Source organism: Lentzea terrae (assembly GCF_003265345.1).
In the GTDB taxonomy this organism is placed as follows: domain Bacteria; phylum Actinomycetota; class Actinomycetes; order Mycobacteriales; family Pseudonocardiaceae; genus Lentzea; species Lentzea terrae.
Window position 1 is genome coordinate 17,229 of sequence record NZ_QFWW01000019.1, and the last position, 15,200, is coordinate 32,428.

14 protein-coding genes and 2 tRNA genes are annotated in these 15,200 nt (G+C 68.0%); 9 read left to right on the forward strand and 7 right to left on the reverse strand.

The genetic code is table 11. The annotated features are described in order from the left end of the window. Positions 1 to 7 precede the first annotated feature (7 nt). Positions 8 to 331: a WhiB family transcriptional regulator gene (locus DI276_RS21945; protein ID WP_112266263.1), complete on the forward strand. Its 324-nt coding sequence runs from the start codon at positions 8 to 10 to the stop codon at positions 329 to 331. 283 nt (positions 332 to 614) lie between these two features. After that, entirely contained in the window at positions 615 to 1,487 is an 873-nt protein-coding gene (locus DI276_RS21950) for a class I SAM-dependent methyltransferase (protein WP_112266265.1), read from the forward strand. A gap of 806 nt (positions 1,488 to 2,293) precedes the next feature. Here the strand turns inward: DI276_RS21950 and DI276_RS21955 are convergent. From DI276_RS21955 to DI276_RS51145, 4 genes are all read right to left on the reverse strand, one after another. Then, entirely contained in the window at positions 2,294 to 2,860 is a 567-nt protein-coding gene (locus DI276_RS21955) for a hypothetical protein (protein WP_157984864.1), read from the reverse strand. 86 nt (positions 2,861 to 2,946) lie between these two features. Beyond that, positions 2,947 to 4,257 carry an ABC1 kinase family protein gene (locus DI276_RS21960; RefSeq protein WP_112266269.1) on the reverse strand — a complete coding sequence of 437 codons (1,311 nt, stop codon included), beginning with the start codon at positions 4,255 to 4,257 and terminating at the stop codon, positions 2,947 to 2,949. After that, complete coding sequence (locus DI276_RS21965; protein ID WP_232836817.1) at positions 4,254 to 5,036, reverse strand: hypothetical protein; 783 nt, start codon at positions 5,034 to 5,036, stop codon at positions 4,254 to 4,256. The genes DI276_RS21960 and DI276_RS21965 overlap by 4 nt, the downstream gene beginning before the upstream one ends. A 63-nt stretch (positions 5,037 to 5,099) precedes the next feature. After that, positions 5,100 to 5,255, reverse strand: a complete 156-nt coding sequence (locus DI276_RS51145) for a DUF5679 domain-containing protein (RefSeq protein WP_167979751.1) — start codon at positions 5,253 to 5,255, stop codon at positions 5,100 to 5,102. 194 nt (positions 5,256 to 5,449) lie between these two features. On the opposite strand from DI276_RS51145, the gene DI276_RS21970 reads away from it, so the two are divergent. Next, positions 5,450 to 5,977, forward strand: a complete 528-nt coding sequence (locus tag DI276_RS21970) for a M48 family metallopeptidase (protein ID WP_112266273.1) — start codon at positions 5,450 to 5,452, stop codon at positions 5,975 to 5,977. A gap of 144 nt (positions 5,978 to 6,121) precedes the next feature. On the opposite strand, the gene DI276_RS21975 is transcribed toward DI276_RS21970, so the two are convergent. Beyond that, positions 6,122 to 7,429 (reverse strand): zinc-dependent metalloprotease, encoded by a 1,308-nt coding sequence (locus tag DI276_RS21975; protein ID WP_112266275.1) that lies wholly within the window; start codon positions 7,427 to 7,429, stop codon positions 6,122 to 6,124. Positions 7,430 to 7,473: 44 nt separating this feature from the next. On the opposite strand from DI276_RS21975, the gene DI276_RS21980 reads away from it, so the two are divergent. Further along, a complete protein-coding gene (locus DI276_RS21980) occupies positions 7,474 to 8,553 on the forward strand; it encodes a YlbL family protein (RefSeq protein WP_232836818.1) in 1,080 nt (359 codons plus the stop codon). An 87-nt stretch (positions 8,554 to 8,640) separates the two neighbouring features. Here the strand turns inward: DI276_RS21980 and DI276_RS21985 are convergent, their stop codons facing one another. Then, the gene (locus tag DI276_RS21985; protein WP_112266279.1) at positions 8,641 to 9,180 is read right to left on the reverse strand and encodes a PPA1309 family protein; all 540 of its coding nucleotides are present in this window, start codon (positions 9,178 to 9,180) and stop codon (positions 8,641 to 8,643) included. Between the two features lie 94 nt (positions 9,181 to 9,274). Here DI276_RS21985 and DI276_RS21990 point away from each other — a divergent pair, with 94 nt between their 5' ends. The 3 genes from DI276_RS21990 (at position 9,275) to DI276_RS22000 (ending at position 12,743) form a co-directional block, all read left to right on the forward strand. Continuing rightward, on the forward strand, positions 9,275 to 12,274 hold the full coding sequence (locus tag DI276_RS21990; protein ID WP_269814287.1) for a UPF0182 family protein: 3,000 nt from the start codon (positions 9,275 to 9,277) through the stop codon (positions 12,272 to 12,274). Between the two features lie 53 nt (positions 12,275 to 12,327). Next, positions 12,328 to 12,401: transfer RNA gene (locus tag DI276_RS21995), tRNA-Met, on the forward strand. A gap of 268 nt (positions 12,402 to 12,669) precedes the next feature. Beyond that, positions 12,670 to 12,743: transfer RNA gene (locus tag DI276_RS22000), tRNA-Met, on the forward strand. 78 nt (positions 12,744 to 12,821) lie between these two features. Here the strand turns inward: DI276_RS22000 and DI276_RS22005 are convergent. Further along, positions 12,822 to 13,022, reverse strand: a complete 201-nt coding sequence (locus tag DI276_RS22005) for a hypothetical protein (protein WP_112266281.1) — start codon at positions 13,020 to 13,022, stop codon at positions 12,822 to 12,824. Positions 13,023 to 13,411: 389 nt separating this feature from the next. On the opposite strand from DI276_RS22005, the gene DI276_RS22010 reads away from it, so the two are divergent. Together DI276_RS22010 and prfB are read left to right on the forward strand one after the other, a co-directional pair. Then, positions 13,412 to 13,912, forward strand: coding sequence for a PadR family transcriptional regulator (locus tag DI276_RS22010; protein ID WP_030470382.1), 501 nt, complete (start codon positions 13,412 to 13,414; stop codon positions 13,910 to 13,912). A 60-nt stretch (positions 13,913 to 13,972) separates the two neighbouring features. Continuing rightward, the gene (gene prfB, locus DI276_RS22015) at positions 13,973 to 15,073 is read left to right on the forward strand and encodes a peptide chain release factor 2 (protein ID WP_112266283.1); all 1,101 of its coding nucleotides are present in this window, start codon (positions 13,973 to 13,975) and stop codon (positions 15,071 to 15,073) included. Positions 15,074 to 15,200: the final 127 nt, after the last annotated feature.

Here is a 15,200-nt window from a genome sequence, read left to right on the forward strand (position 1 = left end):
AACCCTGATGTTGACCGCGACTGTCCCGCTCACCGGCGAGACACTTCCGGACCTCGCGGACGGGCTCGACCTGCCCTGCCGCACCCACAACCCCGACCTCTGGTTCGCTGACGCGCCTGCCGACCTCGAGAAGGCGAAGTCCTTCTGCGGGACCTGCCCGGTGCTCGCGGAGTGCCTCGCCGGCGCGCTCGCTCGTCACGAGCCGTGGGGTGTCTGGGGTGGAGAGATCTTCGAGCGCGGTGTCGTCATCGCGCGGAAGCGGCCGCGTGGCCGTCCGCGCAAGGACGCGGCAGCTGTCGTCACTGCTGACAAGACGGAGGCGGCAGCGTGAACACCGTGACCAGCAACAGCGCGATCCCCACCTACCTGAACGAGGGCCTGACTCCCATGTCTCTGAACGAAGAACTCGTGCGAATACGAATACAAGAAGCCCAGAGGTTCGCAGAAGAGCAACGCCTGGCGAACCGCCTCGCGTCAGCGCAACGTTGGCGCAGGTTGGCGCGATGGGCCGGTCGCAGAGCGGCTCGCTTCGACCTCTGACAGTCTCGAGCTGAGGCCGTCATCCACGAGAAGGTGGATGGCGGCCTCGGCCGTTCCGCCGTAGCGTTCCTTTTGTGCCGCACCACACCCACGACGGAATCGACTGGTCCGCCCGGCTACACGCGATGAGGCGCTACGGCTCGCTGCAGTCAGAAGCGCTCTCCGCTGTCGCGCGCAGACTCGTAGGGCTCCTGCCCGACTCGCCAGTCGTCATGGACGTCGGCTGCGGTGCCGGCTCCATGAGCGTGCCGCTCGTCTCGGCGCTGCGCGAACACGGCGGCGGCGTCCTCGTGCTGGTCGACGCCACGCCAGAACTCTTGGACGCAGCCTGCACCGCGGCGCGTGCCGAGGCCGACGGCGCCGTGTCGGTGAAGCCGGTGCTGGCGGACCTCGCTTCCGAAGACCCGCTGTCGTTCGCCGGCCCGGTCGAGCTCATCTGGGGCTCACGGGTGATCCATCACCTCCCTGATCAGTTGCGCGGCGTACGTCGCCTGGTTTCCGCGTTGGCTCCCGGCGGCTGGCTGGCCCTGGCCGAAGGCGGGTTGGAAACTCGCTTCCTGCCATGGGACCTCGGCGTAGGCGACCCAGGCCTCGCGGACCGCATGGCTGCCGCGCGCGCTTCGTGGTTCGGGTCGATGCGCGAGAACATGACCGGCTCCGTGCGGCTGCCCGTCGGCTGGAACGTGGCCCTGGCCGACGCGGGCCTCGGCGAGATCAGCGCCTTCAGCTTCGTCGTCGACCACCCGGCTCCCGCCAAGCACCTCGTCCGCGAATGGGCCGTGGACCGGCTGACCTGGCTGTCCGAGATCACCGGGCCTTATCTGCACCCGGCTGACCGCGACGCGCTGCGGCGACTGCTCAATCCCTCCGACTCCGAGTACGTCGGGGCTCGGGAGGACGTGTTCCTGCTGGAGACGGACACCGTCCATCTCGGACGGCGGCGATGACGGCCTGCCACAGATGCGGGCGGTTGCGTGCCTCCGTTTCTGACCTGGAGTTCCTGGCCTGGTCGTCGGAGCGGACCGGTGGGTCGATCCGGTGGTTGTGCCACGTTTGCGCGAAGACGCACGTTCGGGACATCGAGGGGAAGTTGCCGGACGAGTACTGGCGTTGACGTCGCGCGGTTGGGTCCTGGGTTCAGGGCTTGGTTAGTTGTGCGTGGATCGAGCGCTGGGTTGGTGCGCTTGGTCTGGCTGGTGTCGCGTGGTTGGGCGGCGAGATTCGCGCTGGGACTCGGGTTCGGTGGCGTGTGTGCGGATCGAGGGCTGGGGTGGTGCGCTCGGTCCGGTTAATGACGCCGCATGGTGGGCGGCGAGATTCGCGCCGGTGCTCGGCTCGGTGACCTGTGGGTGAACCGAGGGCTGGGTTGGTGTACTCGGTCGGGCTGGTGACGCGGCGAAATCGGTCGGCGAAATTTGTGCCAGGGCTCGGGTTCGGTGACGTGTGCTTGGTCTGGCTGGTGTCGCATGGTCGGGTGGCGAGATTCGCGCTGGGGCTCGGGTTCGGTGGCGTGTGCGTGGACCGAGGGCTGGGGTGGTGCGTTCGGTCCGGTTGGTGACGCCGCATGGTTGGGCGGCGAGATTCGCGCCGGAGCTCGGGCTCGGTGACTTGTGCGTGGATCAGTGCGCTGGTTGTGTCCTCGGTGCGGTTGGGTGACGTCGCGCGCACGTCGGGTCGGGCCGGGTTAAAGGCGGGGTGCGGTACCGAGCCCAGGGCGCGCACGGGCGGGTCGGCGAGGTCTCGCGGCCTCAGTTCACGCAGGCGCGACCGGTGGCACCGCGACCGGGTAGAGGTGGCGTAAGGCCTGCCTGACCAGCGCTGTTCCGCGTCGGCAACTTCGCTCCAGCTCCTCGTGCAGATCGCCCGGCGAGCACAGCCGCGCATCGGTCACCGCGTCGAGGATCTCCACGACGGCACGCGGGTTGGTCGAGCGGCGAGCCAGGTCCAGCGCCGCTCGGGCCGGCGGAGCGAGTCGCAGCCCGTTGCGCTCGACGACGGTCGGCAGACGGTTTGTGCGTTCCAGCAGAATCCACGGATGGGATCGGCGCATGTTCTTTCCCGCCAGCACGTGAATGTGCCTAGGGAGCGGGAGTTGAGCGCCTTGGCGGGACAGCGCATCCGCACCTGTGATGACGGAATCCGGGCCGACGAAGAACAGCACGGCTCGCAGCCGATCCAGCCGGGTCGGCGGGGAAGGCTTCTGCAGAACAACGCCCGGAAGCACCTGTTGCCAGGGGCCGGAGGCCAGGCAGTGGCGCAGGACGTCGCGCAGTGGGAGGCCGGATTTGAGCAGGTCAGCGGAGAGGAAGATGGGTGCCATGTGGTTCATCGTGGACCACGGCGACACCGTCAAATCGGGCTGGAAGCCAACCTGTGGATAACTCAGCGAACGTTCACTCGGACGAGTTAGTCGTCGAATCCCGGCTGCCAGCGCGCGACGATTTCGCGTGCGTTCACGTGGGCGTCGAGCTGACAGAGAATGCCGGTCGCGCCCAATGTCACGCGGTGAATCAAGAGGTACTGCGGCGGCAGGTTCAGGGAGCGGCCCGTTTGTGAGTCCGGGCTGCGGAGGTCGCCCACGCGTTCGGCCTGGGACTGCAACCAGCGGCGGGTGAAGTGGAACGACTCGGTGCGCAGCGGTTCGACGAACGGGGCCAGGTAACCGAGGACGTCGTCGCCGTGCAGGGACATGCCCTCGCGGATGAAGTTCTCGGTGCGCAGCAGTTCGACCAGGTCCGCGGAGCGGCCGTCCAGTGCGAGCCGGGTCATCAGGCCGAGGGTCTTGGGCAGGCCGTCGGGGAGGCGGGCCACGGCGCCGAAGTCGATCACGCGCAGGCGGCCGTCGTCGCCCAGCATGAAGTTGCCGGGGTGCGGGTCGGCGTGCAGCAGGCCGGAGCGCGACGGGGCCGAGAAGTGGAACTCGGCGAGCAGCTGGCCGGCCTGGTCGCGTTCCTCGACCGAGCCGGAGCGGATGATCGTCGACAACGGCGTACCGGAAGTCCACTCGGTGACCATCACCTTGGGCGACGAGGCCACGACGCGCGGGACCAGCACGTGCGGGTCGTCCTCGAAGGCCTTCGCGAAGGCGCGCTGGTTGGCGGCCTCGTCGCGGTAGTCGAGCTCCTCCAGGTACCGGTCGCGCAGCTCCTCCAGCAGCGGGCGCACGTCGGTGCCGGGCATGATCGCCTGCAGCAACCTCGAAAAACGCAGCAGCTGCTTCAGGTCGGCGCGCAGGGCCTCGTCGGCGCCGGGGTACTGGACCTTCACCGCCACGTCGCGGCCGTCGTGCCACACCGCGCGGTGCACCTGGCCGATGGACGCCGAGGCGGCCGGGTCGTCGTCGAACGACTGGAAGCGCTTCGCCCAGGACGCACCGAGCTGTTCGGCGAGCACGCGGTGGGTGGTGCGGGCCGGCATGGGCGGGGCCGCGGTCTGCAGCTTGGTCAGCGCCTCGCGGTACGGGGCCGCGAGCTCGTCGGGCACCGCCGCCTCGAAGACGCTCAGCGCCTGGCCGAACTTCATCGCGCCGCCCTTGAGCTGACCGAGCACCGCGAAGACCTGTTCCGCCGTCTTGGCCGTCACCTCGGCGTTGACCTCGTCGGCCGCGCGTCCGGTCAGTCGCTTCCCCCAGCCGCCCACCACCCGGCCTGCCACCCCGAGCGGGAGGCTCGCCAGCTTGGCGGTGCGCTGCACGGCCTTGCGCGGAATCTCGGTCACTCGGCCATGTTATGTGCGGAGCACTGACAGTCAGGGTGCGGATACCAGCTTCGCCTCTCAGCAACACCTGCCACCAGGTCGAGCTCGAGAGTGGCGTTGAGCACTGGCGGCGGGGGCAGGTCGCGGCCCTTGAGGTAGATCAACGACTCCAGGACCTGCACCACGGCCAGCGCTGCCGTGCCCGACGCGAACAGCACGTCCGTCGATGCCGGTTTGCCCGCCAGCTGCGTCGCGATGACGGGCCACGCCGGATCTTGGTCGGCTCGGTGCAGGTCGGCGCAGTTCAGACAAGAAGTGCGGCCGGGCAGGACCAACGGCCCGACGATGCCCACGCCCTCACGTACGCGCACGGCCAGATGCGGCGTTCGGGACGCCATGAGCACGTTAACGAGGTTCGGATCGGGGACGAGCGTGGCCGCTAGCACTGCTAGCTCCGCGTTGTGCGCTAGTCGCACGCTTGATTCAGCTAGAAGCGAAGTAATTGAGAGTGCAAGGTGTCCGGCACCGTGCACGGCGACCGTCGCGCCCTTCGCGGGGGAGCCGGTGTCGAGCAGACCGGCCTCTTCGAGCGAGGCGAGAACGTCCGTCAGCTGGTCCGGGTTCTCCCCGCGTTCTTTCAGTCTTTCACCCAGTTCAGCGACGGTGTGGCGGCCGTCGAGGATGAGCAGCTCGTCGATGAGCGCCTCGGGCAGCGAGTCGATCACCACGGCGTGCTTCGGGTCGGTGCCGACCTGCACGACGCCTGGTCCGCGGCGCACCACGGCCAGTCCTCTTCGCACGCGAGGTCTTGTGTCCACATGAGAAAGACTGGCAGGGGGCGTGGCCCCCTGCCAGCGGAAACGTCAGACCTTGGCCTTGCCGAGGATCCGCGTCATCTTCGTACCGCAGACAGGGCAGGTGCCCTTCGCCATGCGCCGGCCGTTCGTCTCCTCGACCTTGCCTTCGAAGTCGCGCTTCTCGCGGCACTTGACGCAGTAGCCGTTGTAGGTCTCGGCCACAGCCCCTCCCTTGCAGTTGTGAGTGCGGACACACTCGGGGACCTTGGCGCGACGGTACCTGGGCGAGGCGGCGAATCCGCGCAGGTTCATCCGCGCGTGTCCAGCCGCCGTTCGGTGGAACTTCACCCGCCGGGTGCGCGCCTGCGGCCGGTTGGGGGCCGAAAATTGTCGGTGCCGACGTTTACGGTGACTGCATGGCCGAACCGCGGGTGGAGGTGCGGCGGAGCCCCCGGCGCCGCCGCATGGTCAGCGCGTACCGGGAGGGCGACACCGTCGTCGTCCTTCTGCCGGCACGGATGACCAAGGGGGAAGAGAAGCACTGGGTGGCGGAGATGTTGAGCCGCCTCCAGCGCAGCGAGACGCGCAGGAAATCTCCTGCGCGAACGTCGGACGAGGCGCTCATGGCGCGCTGTGCCGAGCTGTCGGTGCGGTACCTGGACGCGCTCGCCGACCCCGTCAGCGTGCGTTGGGTGCCGCCCATGCGCACGCGTTGGGCGTCCTGCACGCCGACCGAGGGCACCATCAGGGTGTCCGAGCGTCTGCGTGACGTGCCGCCGTGGGTGCTCGACTACGTGCTGGTGCACGAGCTCGCGCACCTGCTCGTGCCAGGGCACGGCAAGGACTTCTGGGAGTGGGTCCACCGCTACCCGAAGACCGATCGGGCCATGGGTTACCTGGAAGGTCTCTCGGCCGCCGCAGGCTGGGGCATCACGGAGGACTAGAACGAACTCGAAAAACGCCCGGCGAGGGTGTGCTCGCCGGGCGTTTCGCTCAAAGGGTGGGGTGTGTTCGCGGAGAGCGCACGCCACTTCTCGCTCAAGTGTCTTCTGGGCGAGCCCAGACCCCAGGGCGTGTTCAGGAGCTGATCAGCTCTCGTCGGGCTTGCCCTCTTCCGGCTTGCCCTCCGTCTCGCGCATCGTGCGCTCGAGCTCGGCGATCGGGTCCTCCAGCGCCTTGCGCGTGTTGGCCAGCCGCTCCGCGAACTCCAGCGGGTCGTCCAGGTCCTCCGCGGTCGGGATGAGCTCGGCGTGGTCCCACACGCTGTCGCGCACCTCGACGCCGTGCTGGTCGCCGACGAGCTTCCACAGCGCCGACGCGGCCCGCAGGCGGCGCGGGCGCAGCTCGAGGCCGACCAGCGTCGCGAAGGTCTGCTCGGCCGGGCCACCGGACGCACGGCGGCGGCGCAGCGTCTCGCGCAGGGCTGCAGCACCGGGCAGGCGGTCGGACACGGCCGCGTCGACCACCACGTCCACCCAGCCCTCGACCAGGGCCAGGAGGGTCTCCAGGCGGGTCAGCGCGGCCTGCTGCTCCGGCGTGGTCTGCGGTTCGAGCAGGCCGGAGCCCATGGCCTCCTCGATGGAGGCGGGGTTCGACGGGTCGATCTGGCCGGCGAGCTGTTCGAGGGCAGAGGTGTCGACCTTGATGCCCTTGGCGAACTCCTCGACGGTGTCGAGCAGCCGCTGCCGCAGCCACGGCACGTGCGTGAACAGGCGCTGGTGAGCGGCCTCGCGCGCGGCGAGGAACACCATCACCTCGGAGGCGGGGCGCTCCAGGCCCTCGGTGAACTTCTCGATGTTCGCGGGCAGCAGCGCCGCCGTGCCCTCGGGGCCGAGCGGCAGGCCGACGTCGGTCGAGGTGAGGACTTCGGAGCCGAGCTGCGCCAGGGCGTTGCCGAGCTGCGAGCCGAACGCCATGCCGCCCATCTGCCCCAGCATCGACAGCAGCGGTCCGGCCGCCTGCTTCGCCTCGGCGGGCATCGCCTCGACCCACGCGCCGGACATGCGCTGGGCGACCGGGTCGCACAGGCGCTGCCAGGTGGGGATGGTGCGCTCGATCCAGTCGCGCGCGGTCCAGGCCTGCGTCGTGCGGGTGCCTGCGGGCAGCGAGGTGACCGGGTCCAGCCACATCTCGGCCAGGTGCACGGCGTCGGTGACGGCGCTCGACTGGTCGGGGGCGAACCCGATGGTGGTCGTCGACGACGACAACTGCTGGAACGCGATCTGCTTGGCGAGGTCGTAGTTGACCGGCCCGCTCGACGTCCCTGCGCTGCTCAGCATCGCGCCCAGCTGGCTCAACATGTTGCCCAGCTGGCTGAAGTCGAACGGGTTGTCTCCCGGCTTCCCGCCCTTGTCGTCGGGGTCTTGCGGGCCGAACCCGAACGGCACGTCACTCATGCCTCTACCGTACGCGGATCCACATGGTCGTACGCTGTTCAGCCGTGAGTGAAACCGTCACGACCGCACCCCCGCCCGCGCCCCCGCCGAGGGAGCGCGGACTGACCCGCCGGACGTGGACGCTGATCGTCAGCTTCCTCGTGGTGGCGGCACTCGGACTGCTCGGCGGTTTCGCCAGAGTCCCGTACGTCGCGCTGGGCCCCGGCCCGACCTACGACGTGCTAGGCAAGGTCAAGGACGCCGACGTGGTTTCGGTGGACGGGCAGAACACCTTCCCCACCAACGGAACCCTGCGCATGACGACGGTTTCGCTCACCGACGACGTGTCGCTCTTCGGCGCCCTCGGCCTGTGGCTGTCCGGCCGCTACGCCCTGGCACCGCGCGAGGAGTTCTTCAAGCCCGGCGAGTCGGAAGAGGAGGTGCAGAAGAACAACGAGCTCGCGTTCAGCGAGTCGCAGACCTCCGCGGAGGTCGCCGCACTGCACTACCTCGGCTATCCGGGCAAGGTCATCGCGAACCAGGTGACGAAGGGCAGCCCCGCGGACAACGTCATCCCGCTCGGCGCCCGCATCATCTCGGTCAACGGCAAGCAGGTGCAGAGCGCCGCCGACGTCAGCGCCGCCCTGGAGAACACCAAGCCAGGTGACCGCATCGAGGTGGCCTTCGAGAAGGACGGCACCTCCAAGTCGACCCAGCTCACCCTCGGCACCCGCGAGGACGGCCGCCCGGCGGGCTTCATCGGCATCTCCCCGGTCGACCGCGCCGACGTGCCGTTCAAAATCAAGATCAGCCTGTCGGACGTCGGCGGCCCGTCCGCCGGTCTGATCTTCGCGCTGGCGATCGTCGACAAGCTGACGCCGGGCGAGCTCAACGGCGGCAAGGCCATCGCGGGCACCGGCGAGATCACCGGCGACGGCACGGTCAAGCCGATCGGCGGCATCGCGTTCAAGATGGTCGCGGCGAAGGAAGCGGGCGCGACGGCGTTCCTCGTGCCGGCGGCCAACTGCACGGACGCGAAGCAGCAGGCCCCAGACGGCCTCAAGCTGATCAAGGTCGAGAACCTGAAGGACGCGGTGTCGTCGCTGGAGTCCCTGAACAAGGGGCAGGACACGCCGAGCTGCTGACCCGGCTGTCCGCTACCCGCGAACACGCGACACCACAACCCCGGCGCAGACACGTGCCGGGGTTGTGTCAGCCTGGAGGCGTGACGACTAGGGCCGCAGCGTGGCGAGCAGGGCGTCGGTGAGGTTGGGCGCGAGCTCCGGGTGCTCGACGACCTCCTCCGGCACCTCGACCGTTCCGCGCAGCCGCAGCACGCAGGAGACCGAACCGTCGCGCAGCACCGCCGCCACCAGGCGGGCCTCGCGGCGGGCCGGGTGCTCTGCGGCGAACCTGCGGGCCGCCTCGTCGTCCAGTTCGCCGTGGTGGAGCTCGGTTTCCGCCTCCGGGGGGAGGACCACGATCTCCTGGGCCAGTGCGCAGCCGGTCACGGCCGGCGGCCACTCGATGCCCGCCAGCGCCTCACCCAGGTCGCCGTCCAGGGGGTCCTGGGCGATCGGGGTCAGCGGAGACGACTCGGCGTCTAGCTGGCCGGCCAGCTCCGGTTGCTGGGCGATCAGGTCTGAGGTGGCCACGAGGGCGAAGAGCTGCGGAGGCTGCTCCCAGCCGCCTGCCCCTACGAACTGCTCCACCTCGCGGGCGACCGTCGGGAGGATGACCGCTGGCGTTTCACTCGCTGACACGCGTGTCATCGTAAGACTGCGGGCTAAACGGGAACCCAGGGCGTCGTCCGTAGAGTTGGACTAAACGTACGTATTGAAATTCCGCGATCCAGGAGCGTGCCTCGTGGCCACACGGCCTCCAGTCGGACTGCCGAAACTGTCCCGACGCAGCCGAATCCTGCTCATCGTCGGTGTTGTGCTCCTGTTCGGTCTCATCACGGGATCGCGGCTGCTCGACACCTACGTGAACTGGCTGTGGTTCGGCGAGGTGAATTTCCGCGACGTCTACAGCACAGTGCTGCTCACCCGGCTGGGGCTGTTCGTGGCCGCCGGGGTCGTGGTCGGCGGCATCGTCGGGCTCAACCTGTACCTCGCGTACCGGGCTCGGCCGGTGTTCGTGCCGGTGTCCGGGCCTGATGACCCGGTGGCCCGCTACCGCACGGTCGTGATGCGGCGGATGCGGTTGTTCTCCATCGGCATCCCCGTGTTCGTCGGGTTGATCGCCGGTGCGTCGGCGCAGGCGGACTGGCAGCCGTTCCAGCTCTTCCTCAACGCCCAGCCGTTCGGCGTGACGGACCCGCAGTTCGGGCACGACATCGGCTTCTACGCGTTCCAGCTGCCGTTCTACGAGTGGGTGCTGTCGTGGTTGTTCATCACGGTGGCGGTGTCGTTCATCGGCGCGGTGATCGCCCACTACCTCTTCGGCGGCATCCGGCTGGCCGGTCGCGGCGGTCAGCTCTCCGGGCCCGCGCGGCTGCACCTGGCGCTCGTAGCCGGCACGTTCGTGCTGCTGAAGGCCGTCGCGTACTTCTTCGACCGGTACGAGCTGCTGCTGCACGAGAACGAGAAGTTCGTCGGCGCGAGCTACACCGACCTCAACGCGGTGATGCCGGCCAAGCTGATCCTGCTGTGCATCGCGGTGTTCTGCGCGGTCGCGTTCTTCGCCGGCGCGTTCATGCGCAACGTGCAGCTGCCCGCCATCGCGACCGTCCTGCTGGTGCTGTCGAGCGTGCTCGTCGGTGCGGCCTGGCCCGCGGTGCTGGAGCAGTTCTCGGTCAAGCCGAACGCCATCCAGAAGGAAGCCGAGTCGATCACCCGCAACATCGCGGCGACACGGCAGGCGTTCGGGTTGACCGACGACAAGGTCACGACGAAGCCCTACGAGGGCAAGCAGACCGTCACCAACGACCAGATCAAGACCAACGACGCGGCCACCCTGGGCAACATCCGCCTGCTCGACCCGGCCGTGCTGTCGCGGACCTTCACGCAGTTCACCCAGCTGCGGCCGTTCTACGGGTTCCCGACCAAGCTCGACGTCGACCGGTACACAGTGGACGGAAAGCTGAGCGACTACATCGTCGCGGCCCGCGAGCTGAAGCTCGACAGCCTGCCGCAGGGCCAGCGCGACTGGATCAACCAGCACCTCATCTACACGCACGGCAACGGCTTCGTCTACGCCGAGGCGAACAGGGTGAACGCGACCGCCGACCAGACCAACGGCGGGTACCCGGACTTCAAGACCGGTGAGGTCGCGCCGGACGGCACGGTCCGCAACGCCGAGAAGGGCATCAAGGTCGACCAGCCGCGCACCTACTACGGCGAGCTGTTCGGTCCCAACGACTACTCGATCGTCGGCGGCCGGCCGGCGGGTTCGGCCGCGGAGTACGACACGGACGCCAAGTCCTACACGTACACCGGTTCCGGTGGTGTCCCGATCGGCGGCCTGCTCGACAAGCTGGCGTTCGCGGCCTACTACGGCGAACGGAACATCCTCTTCAACCAGTCGATCGCGGACGACTCGAAGATCCTGTTCAAGCGCACGCCGCGCGAACGCGTGCAGGCCGTCGCACCGTGGCTCACCGTGGACAGCGACCCGTACCCGGCCGTCGTGAACGGCCGCATCACGTGGATCGTCGACGGCTACACCACGCTCGACAACTACCCGTACGCGCAGCGCACCCCGCTGAGTGACGCGACGAACGACTCGCTCACCGCGGACGGCGTGGTCGTCTCGCAGGTCAACAAGCCCGTCAACTACATCCGCAACTCGGTCAAGGCCACTGTGGACGCCTACGACGGCACCGTGAGCCTGTACGCGATCGACGAGAAGGACCCGGTCCTCAAGGCGTGGCAGGGCGTCTTCCCCGGCACGGTGAAGCCGTCCAGCGACATCTCCGCCGAGCTGCGCCAGCACTTCCGCTACCCGGAGGACCTGTTCAAGGTTCAGCGGCAGATCCTGTCGAAGTACCACGTCCAGTCCCCGTCGGACTTCTACTCCGGTGTCTCCTACTGGGCGGCGCCGCAGGACCCGACGATCGACAACGTGACCACGGCGCAGGCCCAGCAGGATGCGGCGAGCAAGCGCAAGGACGCCCAGCCGCCGTTCTACGTCCTCGCCGGTGACCCGAACGACTCGAGCAAGGTCCGCTTCCAGCTGACCAGCCCGCTCGTCCGGGAGAACCGGGAGTTCATGGCGGCCTACGTGTCAGTGGGGTCCGACCCGGACAACTACGGCAAGATCAACGTGCTGCAGCTCAACACCGACGCCAAGGGTCCGCAGCAGATCCAGACGCAGTTCCTCACGTCGGACAACGTCAGCCGCGAGCTCAACCTGCTGGCGCAGCAGAAGACGACAGTCGTCTACGGCAACCTGCTCACACTCCCGGTGGGCGGCGCGTTGCTCTACGTCGAACCCGTCTACATCGAGCGCGCGTCCAACAACACCTCGTTCCCGCAGCTGTCCAAGGTGCTCGTCTGGTACGGCGACCGGGTCGGGTACGCGTCCACGCTGGGCGAGGCGTTGGAACAGGTGCTGAGCGGAACGGGTTCGGTCGTGCCTCCGCCGAGCAACAACAACGGCAACGGCCAGACCTCGACGCCCACGACCCCGCCGCCGACCAACGGGTCGTTGACCCCTGACCTGCAGAAGGCGATCAACGACATCGACGCGGCGCTGGCCGACATCAAGAGGGCTCAGTCGAGCAACAACTTCACCGAGATCGGCCAGGCGTACCAGAAGCTGGACGACGCGATGAAGCGGTTCAAGCAGTACAACACCGGTGCTGCGGCGCCGCCGGCGACGAGCCAGTCGTCGGTGACTCCCAGCCCCACTCCGTCGGGCTGACCACCCGATTTGCATTTAGTGCTCCGCCCCGCGTAAGGTTCTATTCATACCGACGCGGGGTGGAGCAGCTCGGTAGCTCGCTGGGCTCATAACCCAGAGGTCGCAGGTTCAAATCCTGTCCCCGCTACAAAGTTGGGGAAGCCCTGTTCGCGGAAAACGCGAACAGGGCTTTTTCGCATTTGCATTGGGGGCGGAGCCCCCCAAACCCCACCCTGGGGGCAAGCCCCCAGACCCCGCGCTCGGCTCGCCATCGGCGTCGCGAGCGATCATCTCGGATACCAGGCGGGCTTGCGTGGCCCCTCACCTGCGGAAATCGCGGTTGGAGGGGGGTGGTAAAAAGTGGTTTCCAGAGGGTGTATAGTTCTACTTACAACAGCAAGACAAGCTAGAAGCGGCGCGGGGTGGAGCAGCTCGGTAGCTCGCTGGGCTCATAACCCAGAGGTCGCAGGTTCAAATCCTGTCCCCGCTACTAGACAGAAGGCCGGAGCCTACAGGCTCCGGCCTTCTGCTTATTCCCGATCAACGCGAACTTCGCGGCTGGTGTGTTTCAGGTCATGTTCTCCGCCCAGTACTGGGCGCACAGCATGCTGGAGCAGATGCGTCCCTCGCCGTTGACCGTGCGGTGCTTGCGGATCTGCTTGCCGCACACCATGCACTCGTCCTTGCCGGCCTGCGCCGGGATGCCTCCGGTCATCCACGCCACCGTGTGCGCCGCGACCTTCTTGTGATCCAGCCACTTGATGTTCATCGTCCCCGACCTCCGTGGGTCTCGCTCGGCCTGCCTGGCAATGATCATTTTCCCGGTTGTGCAGGCGTGGGAAAGAGCTGTGCGCGGACATCACCAGGTCGTGCGACGGAGGCTCACGTCCGTCCCATACGGGTGGCTCCGGCCGGTGAGAGTCGTACCGCCGATCGAGTGAGATCGGGTGGCTTTCGTTTCTGCGAAAGGCTTTTTCCATCCGGGATGGACACGGACGGTCAAGCGGCCAAACGCGTGAGGTGTGAAAACTGCCGCTTACTCAGCGAGACTTTTCGTTGCTCCGCATGGCCCATCAGACTAGCCCGGTGATCAGCCACTGTGGACAGAACGGCTGACCATTGTGGACAGCTTCCCCCAGACGTGGGAACGTTGTCGTTGTGTCAGACCTGAATGCGACCGCAGCCGCCCTGCTCGGGCTGCTGCACGACGGACCCAAGACCGGTGGCCAGTTGGTGGCGGAGGCCGGAGACCGCTTCGGCGCGTTCTTCAGCGTGACCCGCAGCCAGGTGTACCGCGAGCTGCCCGCGCTGGCCGATCAGGGCCTGCTGCGCCTCGGCAAGCAAGGACCGCGGTCAAGCCAGCAGTACGTGCTCACCGCGGCGGGCAAGAAGGCCTTCAAGAACTGGCTGCTGTCCGAGCCCGGCCCGGACCACCTGCGCAGCCCGCTCATCCTGCGCCTGGTGCACGCCGGCTCGCTGACCGCGAAGCAGCGCGAATCCCTGATCACGACCGCGCGTTCGACGTACGGTCAGGAGCAGGAGAGCGCGAAGAGCGCGGCCAAGACGGCGGAGGACCCCTACGCGAAGGCGGTGGCCGAGTTCGGCCTGGCCCATGCGAAGGCCGTTCTCAAGCTGCTCGACGCCATTCCCACGGCCTAGAAGAGCACGCCAGCGAGCACCGGTCGCGAACTGCGACCGGTGCTGGCGTAATCTTTTTGCGTGAACCCGGACGTCGAAGCAGACATCAAGGACCTCTCCGCCACCCTTTCCAGCATCGAGGCGGTGATGGACCTCGATGGCCTGCGCGCCGCGGTCGCGGACCTGGAGGAGCAGGCCGCGCGCCCTGACCTCTGGGACGACCAGGAGAAGGCGCAGAAGGTCACCAGCCAGCTCTCCCACAAGCAGGGCGAGCTGCGTCGCGTCACCGGCCTGCGGGAACGCCTCGACGACCTCCCCCTGCTCTACGAGCTCGCGGAAGAGGCCGAGGACGCGGACGCCCAGGCCGACGCCGACAACGACCGGGCGAAGCTGCGCGAGGAGATCGCGTCGCTCGAGGTCCGCACGCTGCTGTCCGGCGAGTACGACGAGCGCAACGCGCTGGTCACCATCCGCGCCGAGGCCGGTGGCGTCGACGCCGCGGACTTCGCCGAGATGCTGCTGCGCATGTACTCGCGCTGGGCCGAGCGGCACAACTACGGCGTCGAGGTCTTCGACACCTCCTACGCGGAAGAGGCGGGCATCAAGTCCGCGACGTTCCGCGTCACCGCGCCCTACGCCTACGGCACGCTGAGCGTCGAGCAGGGCACGCACCGTCTCGTGCGCATCTCGCCGTTCGACAACCAGGGCCGCCGCCAGACGTCGTTCGCCGGCGTCGAGGTCGTGCCCGTCGTCGAGCAGACCGACCACGTCGAGATCGACGAGAAGGACCTGCGCGTCGACGTCTACCGCTCGTCCGGCCCCGGTGGCCAGGGCGTCAACACGACCGACTCGGCGGTGCGCCTCACGCACATCCCGACCGGCATCGTGGTGTCCTGCCAGAACGAACGTTCGCAGCTGCAGAACAAGGCCACGGCCATGAACGTCCTGCAGGCCAAGCTGCTCGAGCGCCGCAGGCAGGAGGAGCAGGCCAAGATGGACGCGCTGAAGGACTCCGGCTCCAGCTGGGGCAACCAGATGCGCTCCTACGTGCTGCACCCGTACCAGATGGTCAAGGACCTCCGGACCGAGCACGAGGTCGGCAACCCGTCCGCCGTGCTGGACGGGGAGATCGACGACTTCCTGGAGGCCGGCATCCGGTGGCGCAAGCAGTCCCAGGCGTAGCGCGGCTGCACTCGGGGAGAGGTGTGCCGGCCGACTGCGCCGGCCATTCCTCGTGCCGCGTGTCTTCCGGGGACACCCCACGACCCCGGGTTTGATCTGAGGCGAAGAGCACGTTCGGCCGTCTGAT